This window comes from Moorena bouillonii PNG, from assembly GCF_001942495.1.
In the GTDB taxonomy this organism is placed as follows: domain Bacteria; phylum Cyanobacteriota; class Cyanobacteriia; order Cyanobacteriales; family Coleofasciculaceae; genus Moorena; species Moorena bouillonii.
This window is the reverse complement of record NZ_MKZS01000001.1, coordinates 4,213,232-4,231,246: the sequence shown is the minus strand read 5'-3', so window position 1 is coordinate 4,231,246 and position 18,015 is coordinate 4,213,232. Positions and strand designations below refer to the sequence as shown.

12 protein-coding genes are annotated in these 18,015 nt (G+C 49.4%); 5 read left to right on the top strand and 7 right to left on the bottom strand.

Annotation, left to right across the window (positions count from 1 at the left end; genetic code table 11):
* Window positions 1-817 precede the first annotated feature (817 nt).
* The 5 genes from BJP37_RS17265 (at window position 818) to BJP37_RS17245 (ending at window position 5,802) form a co-directional block, all read left to right on the top strand.
* On the top strand, window positions 818-2,041 hold the full coding sequence (locus BJP37_RS17265; RefSeq protein ID WP_081431230.1) for a glycosyltransferase family 4 protein: 1,224 nt from the start codon (window positions 818-820) through the stop codon (window positions 2,039-2,041).
* The gene (locus BJP37_RS17260) at window positions 2,028-2,792 is read left to right on the top strand and encodes a TauD/TfdA family dioxygenase (RefSeq protein ID WP_075900580.1); all 765 of its coding nucleotides are present in this window, start codon (window positions 2,028-2,030) and stop codon (window positions 2,790-2,792) included. The genes BJP37_RS17265 and BJP37_RS17260 overlap by 14 nt, the downstream gene beginning before the upstream one ends.
* Before the next feature lie 20 nt (window positions 2,793-2,812).
* Window positions 2,813-3,643, top strand: a complete 831-nt coding sequence (locus BJP37_RS17255; RefSeq protein WP_075900578.1) for a sulfotransferase domain-containing protein — start codon at window positions 2,813-2,815, stop codon at window positions 3,641-3,643.
* Between the two features lie 58 nt (window positions 3,644-3,701).
* Window positions 3,702-4,829, top strand: a complete 1,128-nt coding sequence (locus tag BJP37_RS17250; protein ID WP_075900576.1) for a sulfotransferase family protein — start codon at window positions 3,702-3,704, stop codon at window positions 4,827-4,829.
* Between the two features lie 136 nt (window positions 4,830-4,965).
* The gene (locus tag BJP37_RS17245; RefSeq protein WP_075900574.1) at window positions 4,966-5,802 is read left to right on the top strand and encodes a sulfotransferase family protein; all 837 of its coding nucleotides are present in this window, start codon (window positions 4,966-4,968) and stop codon (window positions 5,800-5,802) included.
* Between the two features lie 8 nt (window positions 5,803-5,810).
* Here BJP37_RS17245 and BJP37_RS17240 read toward each other — a convergent pair whose 3' ends face one another.
* From BJP37_RS17240 to BJP37_RS17210, 7 genes are all read right to left on the bottom strand, one after another.
* On the bottom strand, window positions 5,811-7,202 hold the full coding sequence (locus BJP37_RS17240; protein ID WP_075900572.1) for a flippase: 1,392 nt from the start codon (window positions 7,200-7,202) through the stop codon (window positions 5,811-5,813).
* A gap of 420 nt (window positions 7,203-7,622) precedes the next feature.
* Complete coding sequence (locus tag BJP37_RS17235; RefSeq protein WP_075900570.1) at window positions 7,623-8,852, bottom strand: acyl-CoA dehydrogenase family protein; 1,230 nt, start codon at window positions 8,850-8,852, stop codon at window positions 7,623-7,625.
* Window positions 8,853-9,145: 293 nt separating this feature from the next.
* Complete coding sequence (locus tag BJP37_RS17230) at window positions 9,146-12,982, bottom strand: HEAT repeat domain-containing protein (protein WP_075900568.1); 3,837 nt, start codon at window positions 12,980-12,982, stop codon at window positions 9,146-9,148.
* An 81-nt stretch (window positions 12,983-13,063) separates the two neighbouring features.
* A complete protein-coding gene (locus tag BJP37_RS17225) occupies window positions 13,064-13,951 on the bottom strand; it encodes a serine hydrolase domain-containing protein (protein ID WP_075900566.1) in 888 nt (295 codons plus the stop codon).
* A gap of 39 nt (window positions 13,952-13,990) precedes the next feature.
* Window positions 13,991-14,695, bottom strand: a complete 705-nt coding sequence (locus tag BJP37_RS17220; RefSeq protein ID WP_075900564.1) for an FHA domain-containing protein — start codon at window positions 14,693-14,695, stop codon at window positions 13,991-13,993.
* A 72-nt stretch (window positions 14,696-14,767) separates the two neighbouring features.
* The gene (locus BJP37_RS17215; protein WP_075900562.1) at window positions 14,768-16,954 is read right to left on the bottom strand and encodes a protein kinase domain-containing protein; all 2,187 of its coding nucleotides are present in this window, start codon (window positions 16,952-16,954) and stop codon (window positions 14,768-14,770) included.
* 2 nt (window positions 16,955-16,956) lie between these two features.
* Window positions 16,957-18,015, bottom strand: a 1,059-nt coding sequence (locus BJP37_RS17210) for a penicillin-binding transpeptidase domain-containing protein (protein ID WP_214607765.1), incomplete at its 5' end; no start/stop codon positions are given.

The following is an 18,015-nucleotide window of genomic DNA, read 5'->3' as shown; positions in this document are numbered from 1 at the left end:
CCCCCCTTTTTTAAGGGGGGCTGGGGGGGATCATAATCTTGCGGAAAACTTTGAAAACACGGCCTAGTGAAATCGCGCTCAACTTTTGTCAGTCAACCAGGATCCCTACTTTCTGTTTTGGATGTCGATAGCGATGAGGGATTTAGTGATAAATACTGGAAAAGGATTTGTAGATCCAAGCCAGGAAGCAAGGATTAATAGTATTATGCTGAAGTTACCCTGTAAAAATGTACTAAAGGCACCCAAAAGTGCTGTCAATTCTAGCTTATAGTGCTGTGGAACAATAGTACTACTGGGGACAGAGCAGTTGGAGAAACTTTGTGCCCCCGCACCGCAGATATCCGTACCCATGTCAACCCTTGTTTTTGATCAGGGTACGCTCTAAAATAAAAAAACAAAAAAAACAAATAGATCAGCCCAAATCTGCTCATAAGGCGATCAATGGATTTGTACCTAGTAGTACATTTGCACTGCATGTCAAAATGCAAGCATAGTAAGCTTTGAGGGATTGATAGTACACCTGTATGGGGTTAGTTCAGTTATGAACGGAGGTCACAGCGTCGTCGGAGGTAATTTTGACAATGATATGGATGTAGATATTTACTTAATTCCAGGGGTTTATCACTGCTGATGAAGCAGTTCAATTATCGTCTAAATGATTAAACCAATCACAAAAATAGCTGTTTTTAAAGTACATAAAGCTGCTTCAATGTTCTTGCACAGAATAACTGTAGAAGCCAGTGCTTTGGCTCAAATTAATTAAAGGTTTCGAGCAATCGAAGCGAGACGAGTGGCTTTCTTACTAAGGAGATTGTTAATGAATAAAAGCCTTGGAGGAGAACAAATCATCCAAGCCAACAAGAGAAGGAAAATTCGAGTAACTTATGTCATAGCAACAAATTTACGATTTAAACGCTTTGAATGGATCTGTAGTGAATTAAGCAAAGAGAGGTTTGAATTATCATTTATATTACTAAACCAAGGGCAAACAGACCTACCCGAGTATTTGACGGCACAAAAAATTCCATATATTAGTATCAAATACTCGAATAAATATAGCCTTAACCTGTTTTGGGTTATCTGGAAAATCTCCCGTTATTGTCGAAAGAATAAGACTGATATCGTACATACATATGGAGTGGATGGCTCCCTAGTCGGCTTAAGTGGTGCCTGTTTGGCGGGGGTGCAAATACGTATACAAAGTAGAACTCATGCAGGCCCCTTCCCCTGGCCGCAACGGGTTCCTTGGGGTCAAGTTTACGATCATTTTAACAATTTTCTTTCTTCAAAAATCACAATGACTAGCCAGAAGGTCAAAGACATAGTGATTTCCTACGATGGAGTTGCTCCAAGCAAGGTGATCCCCATACATCCTGGTTTTGATTTGGAAGCCTTTGCCAAGGTCTCCGAAGAAAATTTACAAAATATCAAAGAAAAATATAATATCAAAAATGTCGCTCCAGTAGTCGGTGTTGTATCAAGATATGTAGCTTGGAAGGGTGTTCATTATATAGTACCAGCCTTTGGCAAGTTGCTTGAAGATTATCCGTCTGCCTTTCTTGTACTAGCAAATGCTCGCGGAAACTACCGAAAGGAGATCCATAGGCAACTCCAATCAATACCTACTGACAGATATGTGGAGATTCCGTTTGAAAATGATATGTTCGCGTTGTATAAGCTTTTCGATGTATTTGTTCATGTTCCAATGGCTCCAAATATGGAAGCCTTTGGACAAGTATATATAGAAGCCCTAGCAGCAGGAATCCCTTCTGTGTTCACGCGCTCAGGGGTAGTAGATGAATTTATTGTTCATAATAAACATGCTTACTTGGTGGATTATGAAAACAGCGATCAAATCTACGAGGGGATAAAAACTATTCTGGAAAACAATTCCTTAAGAGAATCGCTAATTTACAACGGAGGTCAAAGCGTTCGTGATATGTTCGATTTAAACCAGATGATCGGCTCTCTTGAAAGTCTGTATCTTTCCGAGTTTGAAACAACCCAACAAGATAATCGCGAGGAATATGAAGAAAACTGAAAAATTTCCAGAATCCAAAACCCTTATTGATGGACATAATGAGACAATGGATATTGAGGCTTTAAGCGCCGAGATTTTGAAAGTCATTAAAGTTGATGGATTCGTACACATTAAGCAGCCACTGTCCCAGAATGCTTATCAAGCGCTCTTGCATTTATTGGGAACAATTATAGGACGCACCGATCTTGTTGTAGATGCTAAACTTAACCAACTGCAACAAATGAAGCGAAAACATAACATAAATCGCCCCAGTGTTTATTTACCGGAGGCATTAGCTTTTCATACAGATACTCCAGCCAGCCATCTGATTGGATGGTATTGTGTAGAACAAGATGAAGTAGATGGTGCAACCCTGCTGCTAGACACAACAGACATAAAAGATTATTTTACTCCTGCCGAGCTTTCAGTTTTAAGCGGAGTTAACGTCCAGTATATGATTAGGAACCCGAATACTAATGAAGAAGACGTTGTTTATCAACCCCTGATTTCCCAGAAAAATTCAACCTATCAGGTATTTTACGTTCCTTGGAATTTATCGAATCATCACAACGGCGCACAGACTAAATTGTTAGAAAAATTTTCTGAATACGTCGTACACAAGCAAAGAACGGAACTGATAAAAATTAGACTGGCACCGAAAGAATGTCTTTTTATTGATAATCATCGGATGTTACATTGTAGGGGAAAACTGCCGGAAAATACCAAAAGACATTTAATCAGATATTACATTAGCACCTGTTTGATTTCATAATTTTGCATGGATAAAAAAAAATGAACAATCAGCCAACAATATTTCACATCACTCATCACAAAGCAGGATCGCGATGGGTCACAGCAGTACTAAACTCTTGTGCTCCAAATCGGTTTGTCTCAAAAATACCTCGCGGTTACTATTATATAAAATCCCCAATTAAATTAGGTGGTGTTTACCCTGCTGTTCATTTGTCGAAACCAGACTTTGAAGCGCTGCTTGGCTCTAATCTTTGGGGGAATTTTTGGCATAAAAAACATTTACTAGGCAAGCCGTTACTACACTATCCTAATAGTTATATTACAAATTGGTATAATTTTGAAAAGCGACAACAGCCTTACAGAAAGTTTATCATTATTCGCGATCTTCGAGACACAATTGTTTCCGGTTATTTTAGTTTTAAAATTAGCCATGCTCTAGTGACAGACAATATATCTAAATTGCGAAAGACATTAAACAGCCTTAGTCAGGAAGAAGGCTTGCTCTATTTGATGGATGAAATAGTTAACCGTTTGGGTTATCATAATTTTCAGTTGTCGTGGCTCAAGGATGAAGCCTTATTCAAATATGAGGATTTACTAGCGGATCAATATAAAGTTTTTGAGCAGATAATTGATCATTGCCAAATTAATATAGACCGTAAAAATTTGCATGAAATCATTAGACAGAACTCCTTTGAGTCAATGACAGGAGGGCGTCAGCGAGGTCAAGAAGATATTACATCTCATCAAAGAAAAGGGGTTGCTGGAGAGTGGAAAAAACATTTTTCTGCTCGGGTCAAGGAAAAATTTAAGCAGCACTTTGACGATATACTTATCAAAACTGGCTACGAAAAGGATATGAACTGGTAAGAACAGCCGCTGCGCGGAATTAAGAATTAAGAATGTTTATAACTGATATTTTAAGAGCATGAGCGAACATAACCCTACTCAATCCAAAATAAATCAAATTTTGTTATTAGGAGAAGCTTTAGTCAAACAAAACAGTTTGGATAAAGCTATTATCTCATATCAAAAAGCTATAAAACTTAACCCAGGCATTGCTGAATTGCATAATAAGCTAGGAGAAGTCTACTTAAAAAAATATCAATTTGATGAAGCGATCGCCTGTTTTCGAGAAGCGATCGCCCTTGCTCCCAATTCAGCTTGGTACCACCAAAATCTAGGAGAAGCTATAGCCCACAAAGAACAACCAGGAGGCGGATATGAAGCTACTCGTTATTACCGCCACGCCCTTAAACTGAATCCAGAAGAAGTACAAAATTACCATAATGCCTTAGATGTTCAAGCTGACGAGCCGGATAATATTAAAGTTAATAACCCTATTTTTATTGTCGGTTGTGGACATAGCGGCACTTCCCTAATGCTTACCATTCTCGGCAATCACCCTAACCTTTATTCTATTCCCTATGAAAGTAGATTGTTATTGAAAAATGAGCGTACGCACAAAGAAACGATGTACCAGTGGGATGGAGAATGTATAAATGCTGGCAAACAGCGTTGGGTGGAAAAAAGTCCTTCACATATTTTTTATATCAAAAAGCTTTCTCTATACCGTCCCAATAGCCAATTTATTATCATGTTGAGAGATGGCAGAGATGTTGTTTGTTCTTTAAAACATAGAAAAGCGTTTCCAACTTATGTAGATAAGATCGAGAAATGGGTATATGATAATTTAGCTGGGCTACCTTACTGGAATAATCCTAGAGTTATGGTTGTTAAATATGAAAATTTAGTTACCGATACGGACACTACTTTAGAAAAACTTTTTAAGTTTTTAGGGGAAACTTATAGAGAGGAAGTTTTGAAATTTAATGAAACTCCCAAACACTGGTATAGTTCTGAGATTAGTAAACCAGAGGAAATTCAAAATATTGAAGACCACAAAAAGCTGAGAAATTGGCAAATTAATCAACCTTTGTTTGATGGTCGAGGTAGATGGAAAACTGAAATGACTGAGGAAGAAAAAATAATATTTAAGGAAAAAGCTCAAAAATACCTCGTGCAATTTGGCTACGTAGAAGATGACAATTGGTAAACTTAGATCAAAAGCTAGGATTTTCAGGGCAAACCTATCTAAATTATAGAATACTAAAACCCAGAGCTTTGTATGTAACCCAATTGAAGATTCTTATAATCTTAACACGAAACTTTTAACAATAGCATAAAAAGTTATGTCTATAAATAGCCAAAATAAAAAACAAAATCAGCTTAGTCCGGAATATTTAGCCAAAAAGGATGGATATGAAAAAGCCTTTCAAGATCTAGAAAAATTTTGTATATTTATCGGCTATCCTAGAAGCGGACATAGTTTAGTAGGTTCCTTGCTCGACGCTCATCCCAACATCATTATTGCTCATGAATTGAATGTCCTACACTATATCAAACAAGAATATAAACAAGAAGAAATTTATCACTTATTACTAAATAACTCTCAAAACTATGCTAAAGAAAACCGCATTCAAAATGATTATTGCTACGATATATCCAATCAGTGGCAGGGAAAATTTTCAACTTTGAAAGTCATTGGTGATAAGAAGGGAGGAGGAACTTCCAGGGAGTTGATGGCTAATTTTTATCTTTTGGAAACTTTACAACAAACTATTAGTCAACCCATTTATTTTATTCATGTAATCAGAAATCCTTATGATAATATCAGTACTATATTTATTAGAGATAGTAATAGGTTAAGCATGGATTTAGAGGGATGTATAGAACTCTACTTTGCTAGGTGCAAAACTGTAAACAAGGTTCGAGAAACAATAGGGGACAACAAATTTTTCCATCTTCGGCATGAATGGATGCTCAACAATCCTGAAGTAGCCCTTAGAGAGCTATGCAATTTTTTAGGTCAACAAGCAGAGCCAGGTTACCTCAAAGACTCCGTTAGTATTTTGTATAAATCGCCCCAGCGAACTCGTGAAAAAGTGCAATGGAATGCAAAAGCAATCGATCTAGTCAAAAAAGAAATAGAGCGATTTGACTTTCTCAAAGGTTATTCCTACTTTTAGTTATTTCATCAACTTTTTTTTGCAAGCTCTGAGTTGAAGAGGCTGAAGAGACTGTAAAAAACAGAAGGGCGTACCCCAACATACTTAACCACAAGGATACTATACCAAACATTAGACACGATCACGGTTAAACTTGTTGTAATCGCAGCTCCAATTATCCCAAACATCGGAATAGCGATCGCGTTTGAGACTATATTGAGCAACACAGTACAGCCAACAACGATAACCGATTTGTTCTGGTGTCCCGTCATTACCATTAAATTAGCGACAGAGCCACACAATGCACTAACCAACTGCCCAACAATGAGAATTTTTAGGGACCAACTCGCAGCAGTAAAGCCCGAACCAAAAATACTCAGCACTGGTTTGGAAAAGACAATTAAACCTAGAGCTAGAACAATCGAAGGCCAGAAAATCCAGAGGGTTACTCTGGAAACGACCTTCTGCAAACCTTGCATATCTTTTTGAGCGTAGAGGCTTGAAAATAAAGGAGCTACCACCATATTCACAACCTGTAAAGTGAAACTCACCCATATGGAAGTTTTCAGAGCCGCATTATATATACCAGCTTCACTTGGCCCGATAATAGAGCCAACCATGAGAATATCTGTACGGTTTAAAATAACGCCAAACGACTGCTGGAGCAGCAAAACCCCGGCAATCCCCAACCACTGCTGATAGGAATAAACTGGAGTAACAGGTTCAATCTCTCTATTAATCTTTTCCCAAAGCAACCACAACTGAAACAGCAGAATAGCTGACAGCAGTAGTGTTGCCACCTCAATCATCGGCAAACTGTCTAGAGAATGGTTGGCATCAAACAAAAGAAACCCACCGCAAAGAACCCAGAGCGGCCAGATAATTTGGGATGGAGTATAAGCTAATGCAATGTCACCCATTGCTCTAGTTGTTTCTAACTGCAAAAGTGTCAAAGCTTGGAGTGGTACTAGTGCCATCCCGATCAGCAAGGATGTTGCATAGGTAAAGTTGTGAAAAGAATTTAGCACCCAGATAACACCCGCAGCACCTAGGCTTAGTAAGACACCAACCAATAATGTTAATAGCCAACTCCCACGCACGAGGCCCCGTAAATGTCCCCAGTCTTCTTTCACACGGTATTCTGAAAGCAAACGCAACACAGTCCTCGGCAATCCTAAAGCTGCTGGAATCCCTAAGAGCATTGACCAGGAGATAACATATTCGTAGATGCCGTACTCTGTTTTGCCCATCCATCGAGCCAAACAGACCTGAACCACGTATGTTAAAATTAACCCAAAGATTCGTATAGTCAGAGCGATAAGAGTATCCTTGGCTAGAAAGTCTAGTTGACGACTTTTTTGTTCTTTTCCTGCGGTATCTTGAGTACTGTTTTGACTTTGAGGGAGGGAAGATTTAGTCATACTAAGGTAAGTTATTGATGAGTACCAATTTCAAGTAATTTACCAGCCTTCAACACTATAATCGGATCGGCTAAAGGGACAGAAGCTAGTCTATGGGTTACTAAAATTGCAATTTTATCCATAACTAACTCAGCAAAACTACTATAGATTTCATACTCAATATGGGGGATCTAAAGTTCCTGTCAGCTAATCCCAAATCATGATTCTTTTTCCACACAAAAGCTTCTGGGAGTATCACCTTTGGCAAGGTTACCCCAGACAGTTCAGTGCTATTGTGGCTGAATCAACAAGCTGAATCAACAAAAGAATATTGCCAGGCGTTAATTTACCAGCCAAACCTTGCTGCACTACCCAAACTATGCTTTTGTGATTATTTTTTTTTCAGAACAATTAGAACAATAAGGGCTTGCCCTTATTGTTCTAGGACTTTCCCTGATTGTTCCCCGAAGAATTAAAAAACGCCCGATCGCTTTCTTGTCCCAGTACTTCCTGACCAATTGAGGCCAAAACGCGATCGCAATTATCATGCAAGGTATAGAAGGATAAATCGCGATAAATCCGTTCCAAAGGACTCGGTTGAATCATAGCACGAGCACCACACATCCGAGTACAGTGTTCCAAGGTCTCCAGTGCCAATTTTTCTGACAAATAACGAAAGCGGTTACCAGCTTCTTTGGCCTGCTGGTGTTGACCTGTTTCCCACAACCTAGCCACTTTTCGCAGCCACAAGTCCATGGTTTCAATGTTCATCATTGATTTAGCAATCCGATGCTGCACATAAGCATCCTTTTCTCTCCGTTGCTTTTTGATATGAGCCAGGGCATAACCGTAAGCCCCTTCTGCTGCCCCCAAAAATGCCGCTCCATACTGAGGAGTAAAGCGAGTTTGCCACTCTTCCAGCAAGTATTGCCCTGGATAGCCAATCAGATTTTCTTTAGGAATAAACGTGTGATCGAATTGTACGCGATAACTTACACTTCCCCGCATCCCAATCGGTTTCCACCAGGTTGAATCAAAGCTTACACTTGGGTCTGATAAATCACAGGCTAACATCAACACGGAATGGGCTGGTCCATCGTTATGACGAACAGCTCCTGTTCCGGCAGTACTCACAAACAATATCGCCCATTGTAGCCCATCCGCACCTGTGGCAAAAACCTTGCAACCATCAACAATATAGCCCCCCTCTACAACCTTAACTGTTGTACCAATACCACTGGTTTGCCCAGGCACTTTGGAGAGAGGTTCGCCACTCCAACCCGCCCATTTTTCCCCTCGTTGCACAATCCCTTCAAACCAACGTTGCTTTTGAGCGTCATTAGCGTTAGCAGTCAATAATACTTGTATATTAGTATGTCCTTCCCAGCAACGGGTGAAAGCTAAATCTACCTTTGCTAATTCTCGTGTCATCATCCAGAGGGTAAGGATATCACTGTTGTGACCTAACCCTAAACCACCATACTTAATCGGTACAGCCGGAGCATGAAGACCTGCATCAAACAGAGTCTCAAAGTTCTTTGCCGGGAAGGTCGCTGTCTGGTCGTATTGAGCCGCCCGAGGGGCAAACTCTTCCTGAGTGAGCTGGCTTAAATGATCCAGGAGGGCTTGTGGATCATAGACTTGCCGATCATAGAGAACAGGAGTTTGCACAGTTTATTGAGTAGATGTTTTTGTTCCTCACTAATTGTAGCGGCTGGCAAACAGTAATGCATCGGCTTCCAAACAACTTTATTTTTGCCGGGTACTTTCAGCTATTTTGTATAAATTTTACTTGACAAAATAGATGTTCAATGTATGAGTAATGGAACTACAGCAATTTTAAATTGGGTGAGGTTTTTAGGCAGCAGGGAACAGCGGATCTGGGAACAGGGAGTAGGTAACGCTGAATGCTTACTATAAAACTACTTTTTCCCTACACCCCACACCCCACACCCCACACCCTACTACGGATTCTGCCATCCTTCCACAATCGCCATGCCCACATTCACATAGGGATTATCTAATAATTCCCTAAGGGCTTCTTTCCCACCACTTTCTAAGGCACTAAGCAACCGTTGTTTAGTAGTTGCTGGAATCGCAATATTCACAAACGCTGTCTTTTCTAAATCCGTGGCATTGGGGTTACTTTGCTCTAATTGTTTTAATAATTGTTGAATTTCGGCGGCGGCTTCGCTTAGGGTTTGGTTTTTCTCCGGGGCATAATTGTTTTGAGTTTGACTATCAATTTCTTGATTAAACTCACTTTGAGTCGCATCGACAAAGTTATTAAATTTATGTTGAGACTGACGTTGATCGTATTTAGACTGATAGTTGGAGTGATGATAATCTGAGGTTGATTCACTCATGGCGTTGTTTTCAACATTGATAGGTCGGCTTGCTACTAGTTTAATAATTTCGATCAGGTTTTGGTTATGCTTCTGGTAAAGGGCAAGCTCCTCATCGTTGTTGGTGGTTTGGGTGAGCTCTTGGCGAGAATTAAACCGCTGGATGAACTGGTCACTGACGACATGGTCTTTGGTTTCGGCAGCCGATTGAATCAGGGTTTCCCGTAAGACCAGAGCTTGGTTAACCTCCAACAGGGTGGCCAGCAGCAGGTAGACACCGCGAAATCGGGGGTCACTCAAATGCTCGTGCTGACGTTCTCGATTCTCCGTTTTCAGGAAGGTCTGGACAATAAAGTATTCCTGGATTTTATCGTGACGAAATTTCCATTCTCGATAGGTACGACCAAACCCATGCTTCTGCTGACGAGTCAATACCATTTTATACCGTTCCATGCAGTGCAACTCATCCAAGCAGTCCTCTTCTGGGATGGTAATTTGATCATGGAGGCGCATCTGGTAGACGGTTTCAGCAAATTCAGCCAGGGGAAAGGGACAAAGGTGAATCTGTTGATAGTCCTCTGCCATGATCTCATACTGCTGCTGTTGCAAGTTCAGCAAATCCGGGTCTTTGCCCTGGGCCAACAGTTGCGCCACCAAAGTCAAATCCATGGGATTGGACAGAAACCGACGTACTGCCGCTAACTCCTGTTTGGATTGGGTTTGCTGGAGTTGGCTGGCCAGATAGTCGTCACAGGCTTGCTCGTAGGCCACACCCGATACCGGGGCATCCTCAGGCAAAATCCCTTGGCGAGAGGTGAGGAAATCGGCGATTTGCTGGCGCTTCAGGGGTTGCAGCACGTAGGTTTTGGCCGTCGCTGGGGGTGTCCATTCCAAGGGTTGGGTGGTGAGGATAATATGCCCCTGGACGTGATGCTCCACAAAGGTATTAATGGTAGCCCTGGTGTCTGGGCTGACTTCATTGAGTCCGTCAATGCAGATATCTAGGGTATTGTAGTTAATCAGGCTTTGTAGGAATAATGGGTCCTCAGCAGCGATGGGCAATTTAGCTTGAATGGCTTCCACCACACCACCGGCACATTGGCTGGCTGGCAGATACACCGCCAGCCGCCCCGAGGTTTTGACTAAATTCCGGAGAAACATGGATTTGCCCAGTCCTGATTCCCCTACCAGAACGACCGGAGACTGGAGTTGGCCAATGGCGGTTTGAATCGGTTGGGTATGGGTGGCTCGTGTAATCTTAACGTGAGAGTCGGGAAAGTAAGCCTGGGGATCGAAGCTATCTAAGCTAGCATCGGCCACCAGCACCTGACGGAAGGGAGCGAGTAATCGGTAGCGCAACCAGGGAATCCAGGTCAGAGCCAAGCTGATATAGCCTAAGCCCACAATGGTGCGGAATTTCCAGTCCCAGATTAGGCCTTGGACTTGGAGAGAACGAGGATAAATGATGATCAGCAACAACCAGCCACTGACATGGACTAGCCAAACCTTAAACCCAATCAGAAACCAGTGTTTTCCTTCTAAGGCAATAATTTTGGCTTTGACATCCGCAGCAAGTCTAGACTCAGCTTTGTTAAGATTACGGTAGTGCTCCTTGAGCAGATCTATATCTGCTTGTTTCCAGCGGACGTGATTAACAAGTTCGGCAATCTGCCTTTCTAAGTCTTTGCGCAGTTTAGGCAAAGCTTGACTAGGTTCCCAGATGTCGGCAAATAGGTTGAGAACGTCCAACCCTTCTTGGTGATTGATGGCGTGATCTTCATTTTCATGGGGATATTCCTTAGGTGAGCCCAACCAGTGGATTAAGCCCAGTGAATCGATTTCCCCACCACTGAGGAAATAGGCTAGAAAACGCAGCCTTGGTGCTTCTCGCTGGTACCAGTAAACTTGGTTTAATATCGAAAGTAAGTCTTTTACCTCAAATGGTGCCATCTGCTCCAGAGCTTTTGCTGCACTTGAACGGACATAACTCTCTGAGTCGGTTAAAAGTTTAGCAATTTCGGGAGCGTACTTATAGGCCGCTGCTCCCATGTTCCCCAAAGCGTCTGCCGCACTTGAACGGAGATCACTATGTGAGTCGGTTAAAAGTTTGGCGATTTGGGGAGCATACTCAGAGGCCGCTGCTCCCATATTCCCCAGAGCATATGCCGCACTAGAACCGACATAAATCTCTGAGTCGGTTAAAAGTTTGGCAATTTGGGGAACGTACTCAGAGGCCGCTGCTCCTATATGCCCCAGAGCTTCTACCGCCCTATAACGGACATCACTCTCTGAGTCAGTTAAAAGTTTGGCAATTTGGAGAGCATACTCAAAGGCACCTGCTTCCATTTTCCCCAGAGCATTTGCCGCACTAGCACGGACATCACTCTCTGAGTGGGTTAAAAGTTTGGCAATTTGGGGAGCGTACTTATAGGCCGCTGCTCCCATCTGCCCCAGAGCATGTGCCGCACTACCACTGACATAACTATCTGAGTCGGTTAAAAGTTTAGCGATTTGGGGAGCTACCTCAGATGCTGCTGCTCCCATCTGCCCCAGAGCATGTGCCGCACTACCACTGACATAACTATCTGAGTCGGTTAAAAGTTTGGCAATTTCGGGAGCATACTCAAAGGCACCTGCTCCCATGTTCCCCAAAGCTTCTGCCGCACTAGAACGAAGACCAATCTCAGAGTCGGTTAAAAGTTTGGCAATGTCGGGAGCGTACTTAGAGCCAGCTGCTCCCATGTGACCCAGAGTCGATGCCGCACTAGCACGGACATGAATCTCAGAGTCGGTTAAAAGTTTGGCAATTTTGGGAGCGTAGTCTTTAGCTGCTCCCATCTGCCCCAGAGCTCTTGCGGCACTATGACTGACATCACTATCAGAGTCGGTTAAAAGTTTGGCAATTTTGGGAGCGTACTCAGAGGCGGCTGCTCCCATCTGACCCAGAGCATATGCCGCACTAACACGGACATAACTCTCTGAGTCGGTTAACAGTTCAGCAATTTCAGGAGCGTACTCAGAGGCCGCTGCTCCCATCTGACCCAGAGCATATGCCGCACTAGCACGGACTCTGGACTGAACCGACTTTCTCTCATTCTCGCTGTGATCGTTACTCTCATGCTTATAAGTCAATAAGTCTGCAATCTGCTCAATTGTCTTGTTAGGAATCTCAACGGGAGGCTTGAGTTGATCCAATTTATAGCTAGACAATTTGTCCAAAGCTTCAGCCCATACCAAGGGGTCGGGGTCCTTCAGTGCTGCTACAATCCCCTTGAGCTGCCACGATTCTGGCTCAGGGTGTGATTCGTGAGAGTAAATCGATGGGTGAGCGTGACTCCCGTTGACAATCAAAAGTACTGCTACTAGCAGTGCTAACAGATAACATAGGCACTGGGTAACAATAGTCTTAACGGTAGGGAAAAGCTTTGGGCGGTTGGCATCGCCTCTATGGGGCATGGTGATAGTTTCCCACGGAGTTAGTAAGGTCAATATATGAAAATGTTGGCGCTAGACCCTAAGCCCAGCAACCTTTTGACACTACGATGCTCCCCGAAGGTTAGTTTTAATTATACCAATTTTAGTGACTATTATATAGCCCGCGGCAGTGACGCAGCCTTCGAGCAGGAAGCGGGACCAGCGGCTCATCTCCCGCACGCTGGACCAGACCGAACCCGCCGCCGACACCGAGTCGACGGTAGCGTTCTCGATGACCGCTACCTCGTCGTCAATCATGTAGTGAGGCGAGGCGACGTTATCCCGCAGCTCGCTGCGAGCGAGGCTGGCCACCGAACGGGTCATCTGAAGCGGCGCGAAGATGCGGCTCTCGATGAACTCGACCCAGGACTTCCCCGAGACCACCTCGGTCAACTTTCCGGCCGCGGCGTACATCACGTTCTGGTACTCGAAGCGGGAGTACATCGGCGTCTGCAACTCCACGTACTGCATGCGCCGCAGGATCTCGTCAAGATCGTGGTCCTGCTCGTACCAGAGCAGGTCGGTATTGGGCACCCCCGCGTTGTGGGTCAGCAGATCCCGCACCCGGAGTTGGGCCGTGGCGGTGGGATCGGCCAGGCGGAAACCAGGCAGGTACTTCGTCACCGGGTCGTCCCAGGCAAGCTTGCCCTCGTCGACCAGCATGCCGATCGCGGCGGCGGTCATCGCCTTGGTGGTCGATCCGATGGAGAACAACGTGTCCGGGTCGACCGGCGTGCCGTCGCCCAGCCGGGTCGTTCCGTAGCCCCCTTCGAACACCAGCTCCCCGTCCTTGACCACGGCGATGGCCAGCCCGGGCACCCGCCACTCTTCGGCGGCCGCGGCCACGTAGCGATCAAAGGCCTCCCAGCCGGGCGTCGCCGCCGACGCGGGCAAACAGAGACCTAAAAACAGTGTGAGAGAGAGGACGCGTACCGACCGATCGAATCTCATGGGACCCCCTGAGATTCCAAGTCTAACCGAGTCGCGGCCCTAGCCTCGCTGGGGCCGTTCCAGCTCGTAGCTCTCCACATCCACCGCGGCCGCCTCGAGGGTCAGCCGCACGCCGCCCGCCTGAACCTCCAGCAGGTCCCGGGGCAACCCCTGAAGCGCACGGGGCTCGGTCTTGCGCAGCTCCCGCCACCACTTGCGCAGCCGGCAGCGGCACTGGTGCAAGCGCACGTTGGGATCGGCGCCGGCCTCCAGGGAGCCCAGCAGCGCGAACTCCTGCTCCCGGTCGACGGAGCCGAACTCGAGGCCCCGCCAACGCATCACCAGCTCCCGCAGCAGGTTGTACTGCTGGGGCGGAATCGCGGCGATCACCTCTCCCTGGCCGGCGTGGAGTTTGACGACGCCGTCGTTGAGCGCCAGCAGCAGCAGCGAGCGGGCACGGTCGGTGGCTTCGGAGACCGGCACCGGCAGGTCGTGGACGATCAGGACATGCCCCTCGACCTCGAGGACCGAATCGACATCCAGGGCCACCGCGCTTCCCCGGAACCAGCTGCCGTTGACCCGGGTGCCGTTGGTCGAGCTGTCCTGAACCCACCAGCCGTCGGACCAGCGAATGGTCAGATGCCGGCCCGAGATACTGCTCGGCTCGTGGAGCGTGATGTGGTTCTGGGGCAGCCGCCCCACATCGAGTAGCGGCGACTCGTCGGACAGTTCCACCCGGTGCATCTTTCCGTCGACTTCGAGCATCACGTTCACGGCCGGCACCTCTTCGTTCGGTCATCGCGATCAAAAGGCCTACTCATCACACCCACCCTGCCGTCAGTCGTCGAGAAAACAGGAGGCGGTCGCGGCCCGGCTGCGGGCCCGGGCCGCCAGGTCCCAGGGCACGTCCCCGGGTTCGGGGAGTTCGCAGCCTCGTTCGTCGTAGCCGCAGACCGACTGGAGCGCCCGTTCGGGACACTGCATCGCGGTCAACGCCTGGAAGGCGCAGTACTCGATCGCCCCGGGGTCCCGCCCTCGCCCGCGGAACACGGCAAAGCGGAAGGGCTGGTCCCTGCATTCGGGGTGGGCGTTGCGGAAGATGTGATCGGCGATCTTGCGGCGATCCCGGGCGCCGGTCTCCTCCAGAACCTCGGTCCACCACAACCACTTGCCCGGATCGCCGACGGCCAACGCCGCGGCGATGCAGTGTTCGGCGAACTCCGAACCGTTGATCGGCGCCTCACCGACGATGGATTCACCGGCGTCGCAAAGTTCCAGGTTTGCCTGGGCGTGACGGCGATAGCCCGCAGGGTTGCCCGCGTCCCAGGCGATCAGCGCCTCATTCCGCTCCAACATGCCGGCGTTCCACAACACCTCGATCTTGAACCAGCCGTCGAGGCGCAGCTGCAGCAGGTCTCGTGTTCGCTCCCTGGCCTCGTCGCAGTATTCGGAGCGGCGGGGTGTTCCCCAGCCCAACCGGCAGGCCGCACCGGCGGCAATGGCCCGGGCCAGCAGCGCTTCCCGGGAGTGACGCCTTTGGAGGGCGAAACCGGCGCGGGAGTAATGCAGATCGAACTCCCGCTGGTCCAGTTGCCCCTGACTGGCGAAGTGCCATCCCTGACCCCACACGCTGAACAGCGCGTAGAGACCCCAGGCGTCTGCAGCGACATCGGGACGATCCATGTCGAAGGCGAAGGCGGCCGCCCCCACCTCGGCGGCGAGTTCGCGAGCTCGAGCCTGGGTGTTGAACGCCGGTTCGCTCTTGTGTTCCTGCATCTGCCGCCGCAGCTCGGCGAGTTCCGGATGGTTCGGCGCCTCGTTGTGCTGCATCAGATTGGCCAGCGCCAGCAGCAGGGCGATCGGCGCGACGAACAGCAGCACCCGCCACAACCCGGTCCGCTTCCTGGACCGGCGGGGATCGGGAGGGATTTCTTCGGAGTCGGCGACCCGTGACGTCGGCTCGTGGGGCCGAGGGGCAACCCCGTCAGCCGCTGCGGGAACCGCCAGCAGCACCGGAGCCGCCGAAGCGGCCGCGGCACCGGCACTCGCCGTGCCGTCGTCGACCCGGTCGGTCAACCGCGGCGGCGGAACCACCCGAAGTCTCTCGACGGGATTGCGGTCGGGCACCCGCACCGTGGCCTCGTCGTGGGAGGGATCGCCGTCTCCTTCCCAGGAACCGAGATCTGCCGGCAGGGCGTGGACCGCCTTGAACAACTCCTCGGTGCTCGGCCGGGTCTCGGGACGGGCCCGCAAGCATGCCTTCAGCACCGCGTTCCACGGCGGAGGCAACTCCGGAGGGAACCCGCGATCGCCGGGCAGCTTCCGGCCGAGGAGTTCCGAAACCAGCAGCCCGTAGGTCCACAAATCGCTGGGTAGCGATGCGATGTAGTCCCGCTGCCCGTCGGGGCGATCCCGCTGACACTCGGGCCAGACCCGGGACCAGGTGACCTGGGAGACGATTGCGAAATCCGTCGGCCCCTGGACCTGACGCAGCGTATCGAGATCGATCAGATGGGTTCGGCCGGTAGAGACGATCACGTTCTCCGGTTTGATGTCCCCGTGCAGCACGTTGTGGCGATGCAGGTCGGCGAGGATCTGCAGCAGTTGGCGCAGGATCTGCGCGCGCTGCTCGAAGTCGATCTCGTAGTTCTGCAGGGCGTCCCGCAGGGTGTCCCCTTCGACCCAGCGGGTGGTGATGAACGGCCGTGAACGCTCGTCGTCGGGGGTGAGCAGGCCGACGTCGATCACCTCGGACAGCGCCGGAAAATCTCCCAGGCTCGCGCGTACGCGGTAGCCCTCGAAGTCCGCCGCCAGATCCCGGGGGAACGCGTCGGCCGGGATTTCCTTGCCGGCGGCGACGCCGCGCAGGATGTCCAACCGGTCCCGGGGCACCTCGGTATTCCAGATCCGGGTCACGCAGCGGGTGCCGTCCCGCTCGGTCAACAGCACGGTGCGCTCGAACCCCGCTCCGTGGCGCAGGGCCCGCACCACGGCGTGCCCCGGAATTTCGATCGCGGGCACCATACTCACGGCCCGTCGCCGAGATAGCCGAGGTTGCGAGCCGCGGCGATGATCTCGACGGTGGCCGCTCCGGCGCGTGTACCGCCGCCGCCGCGGGCGATCAGCGTCGCCACGGCGAGCCGGCCGGTATTGCCGGTGCCGCAGGGGGAGTTACTTTCCGGTTCCGCCAGCGCCACGAACCAGGAGTGCGGCGCCAGGGGCCCATCCTCCTCGCCGATGCCGTAGGGCTTCTCGTCACGGGTCGCCTCGGAGTCGGCGGTGCCGGTCTTGCCGTACATGCGCACACCCGGAACCTTCGGCAACAGGGAGCCGGTGCCGGTCTGCATCGCCCGGCGCATCCCGGCCAGCAGGATGCCCAGCCGTGAGGGGTCGTCGACCAGCAGGGTCTCCTCGCAGGCATCTCCAAGGCGCAGCCCCGGCGGACAGCGGCGATACACCCCACCACCGCCGATCGCCGCGACCATGCGCGCCGCCTGGGACACGTTGAACACCGCCGCTCCCTGGCCGATGCCGGTAGAAGCCAGCCGGCGGGTCCCCGGAGCGCCCGGCTCGAAACCGCGCTCCCAGCCGATGTCCACCTGGTCGGCCAGACGCCTGAGCGGGCCCGGCCCGGTATCCAGGGTCAGCTCCGAGAAGGCGACGTTGCAACTCCGGGCCAGCGCCTCGGAGACATCGATCACGCCGTGGGAGCGATCCTTGGGGTGATCGTGAATCGGCCGCACCCAGCCGGGCCGGTCGAAAACGCTTCCGATGTGATCCCGCTTGGTGCACTCGAAGGTCCGGATCGAACGGATGTTGCAGCCCTCGACCGCCACCGTGGGCAGCCCGTCGCGAGCCGCCGCCAGGGTGGTGAACAGCTTGGCGATGGAACCCGCCTGCTTGAAACCGAGGGTGCCGGTCTTGTCGGCCCAGGGGCCGTAGATCCCGGTGTACTGCGGGTCGCCGTCGATCACCGGGCGGTACCAGTCGTCGTTGGAGAGATCGACGTCGGGCGCCTGGGCCCGGGCCAGCACCTCGCCGGTATCGACATCCAAGACCACCGTCGCTGCGGCAGCACCTTCACC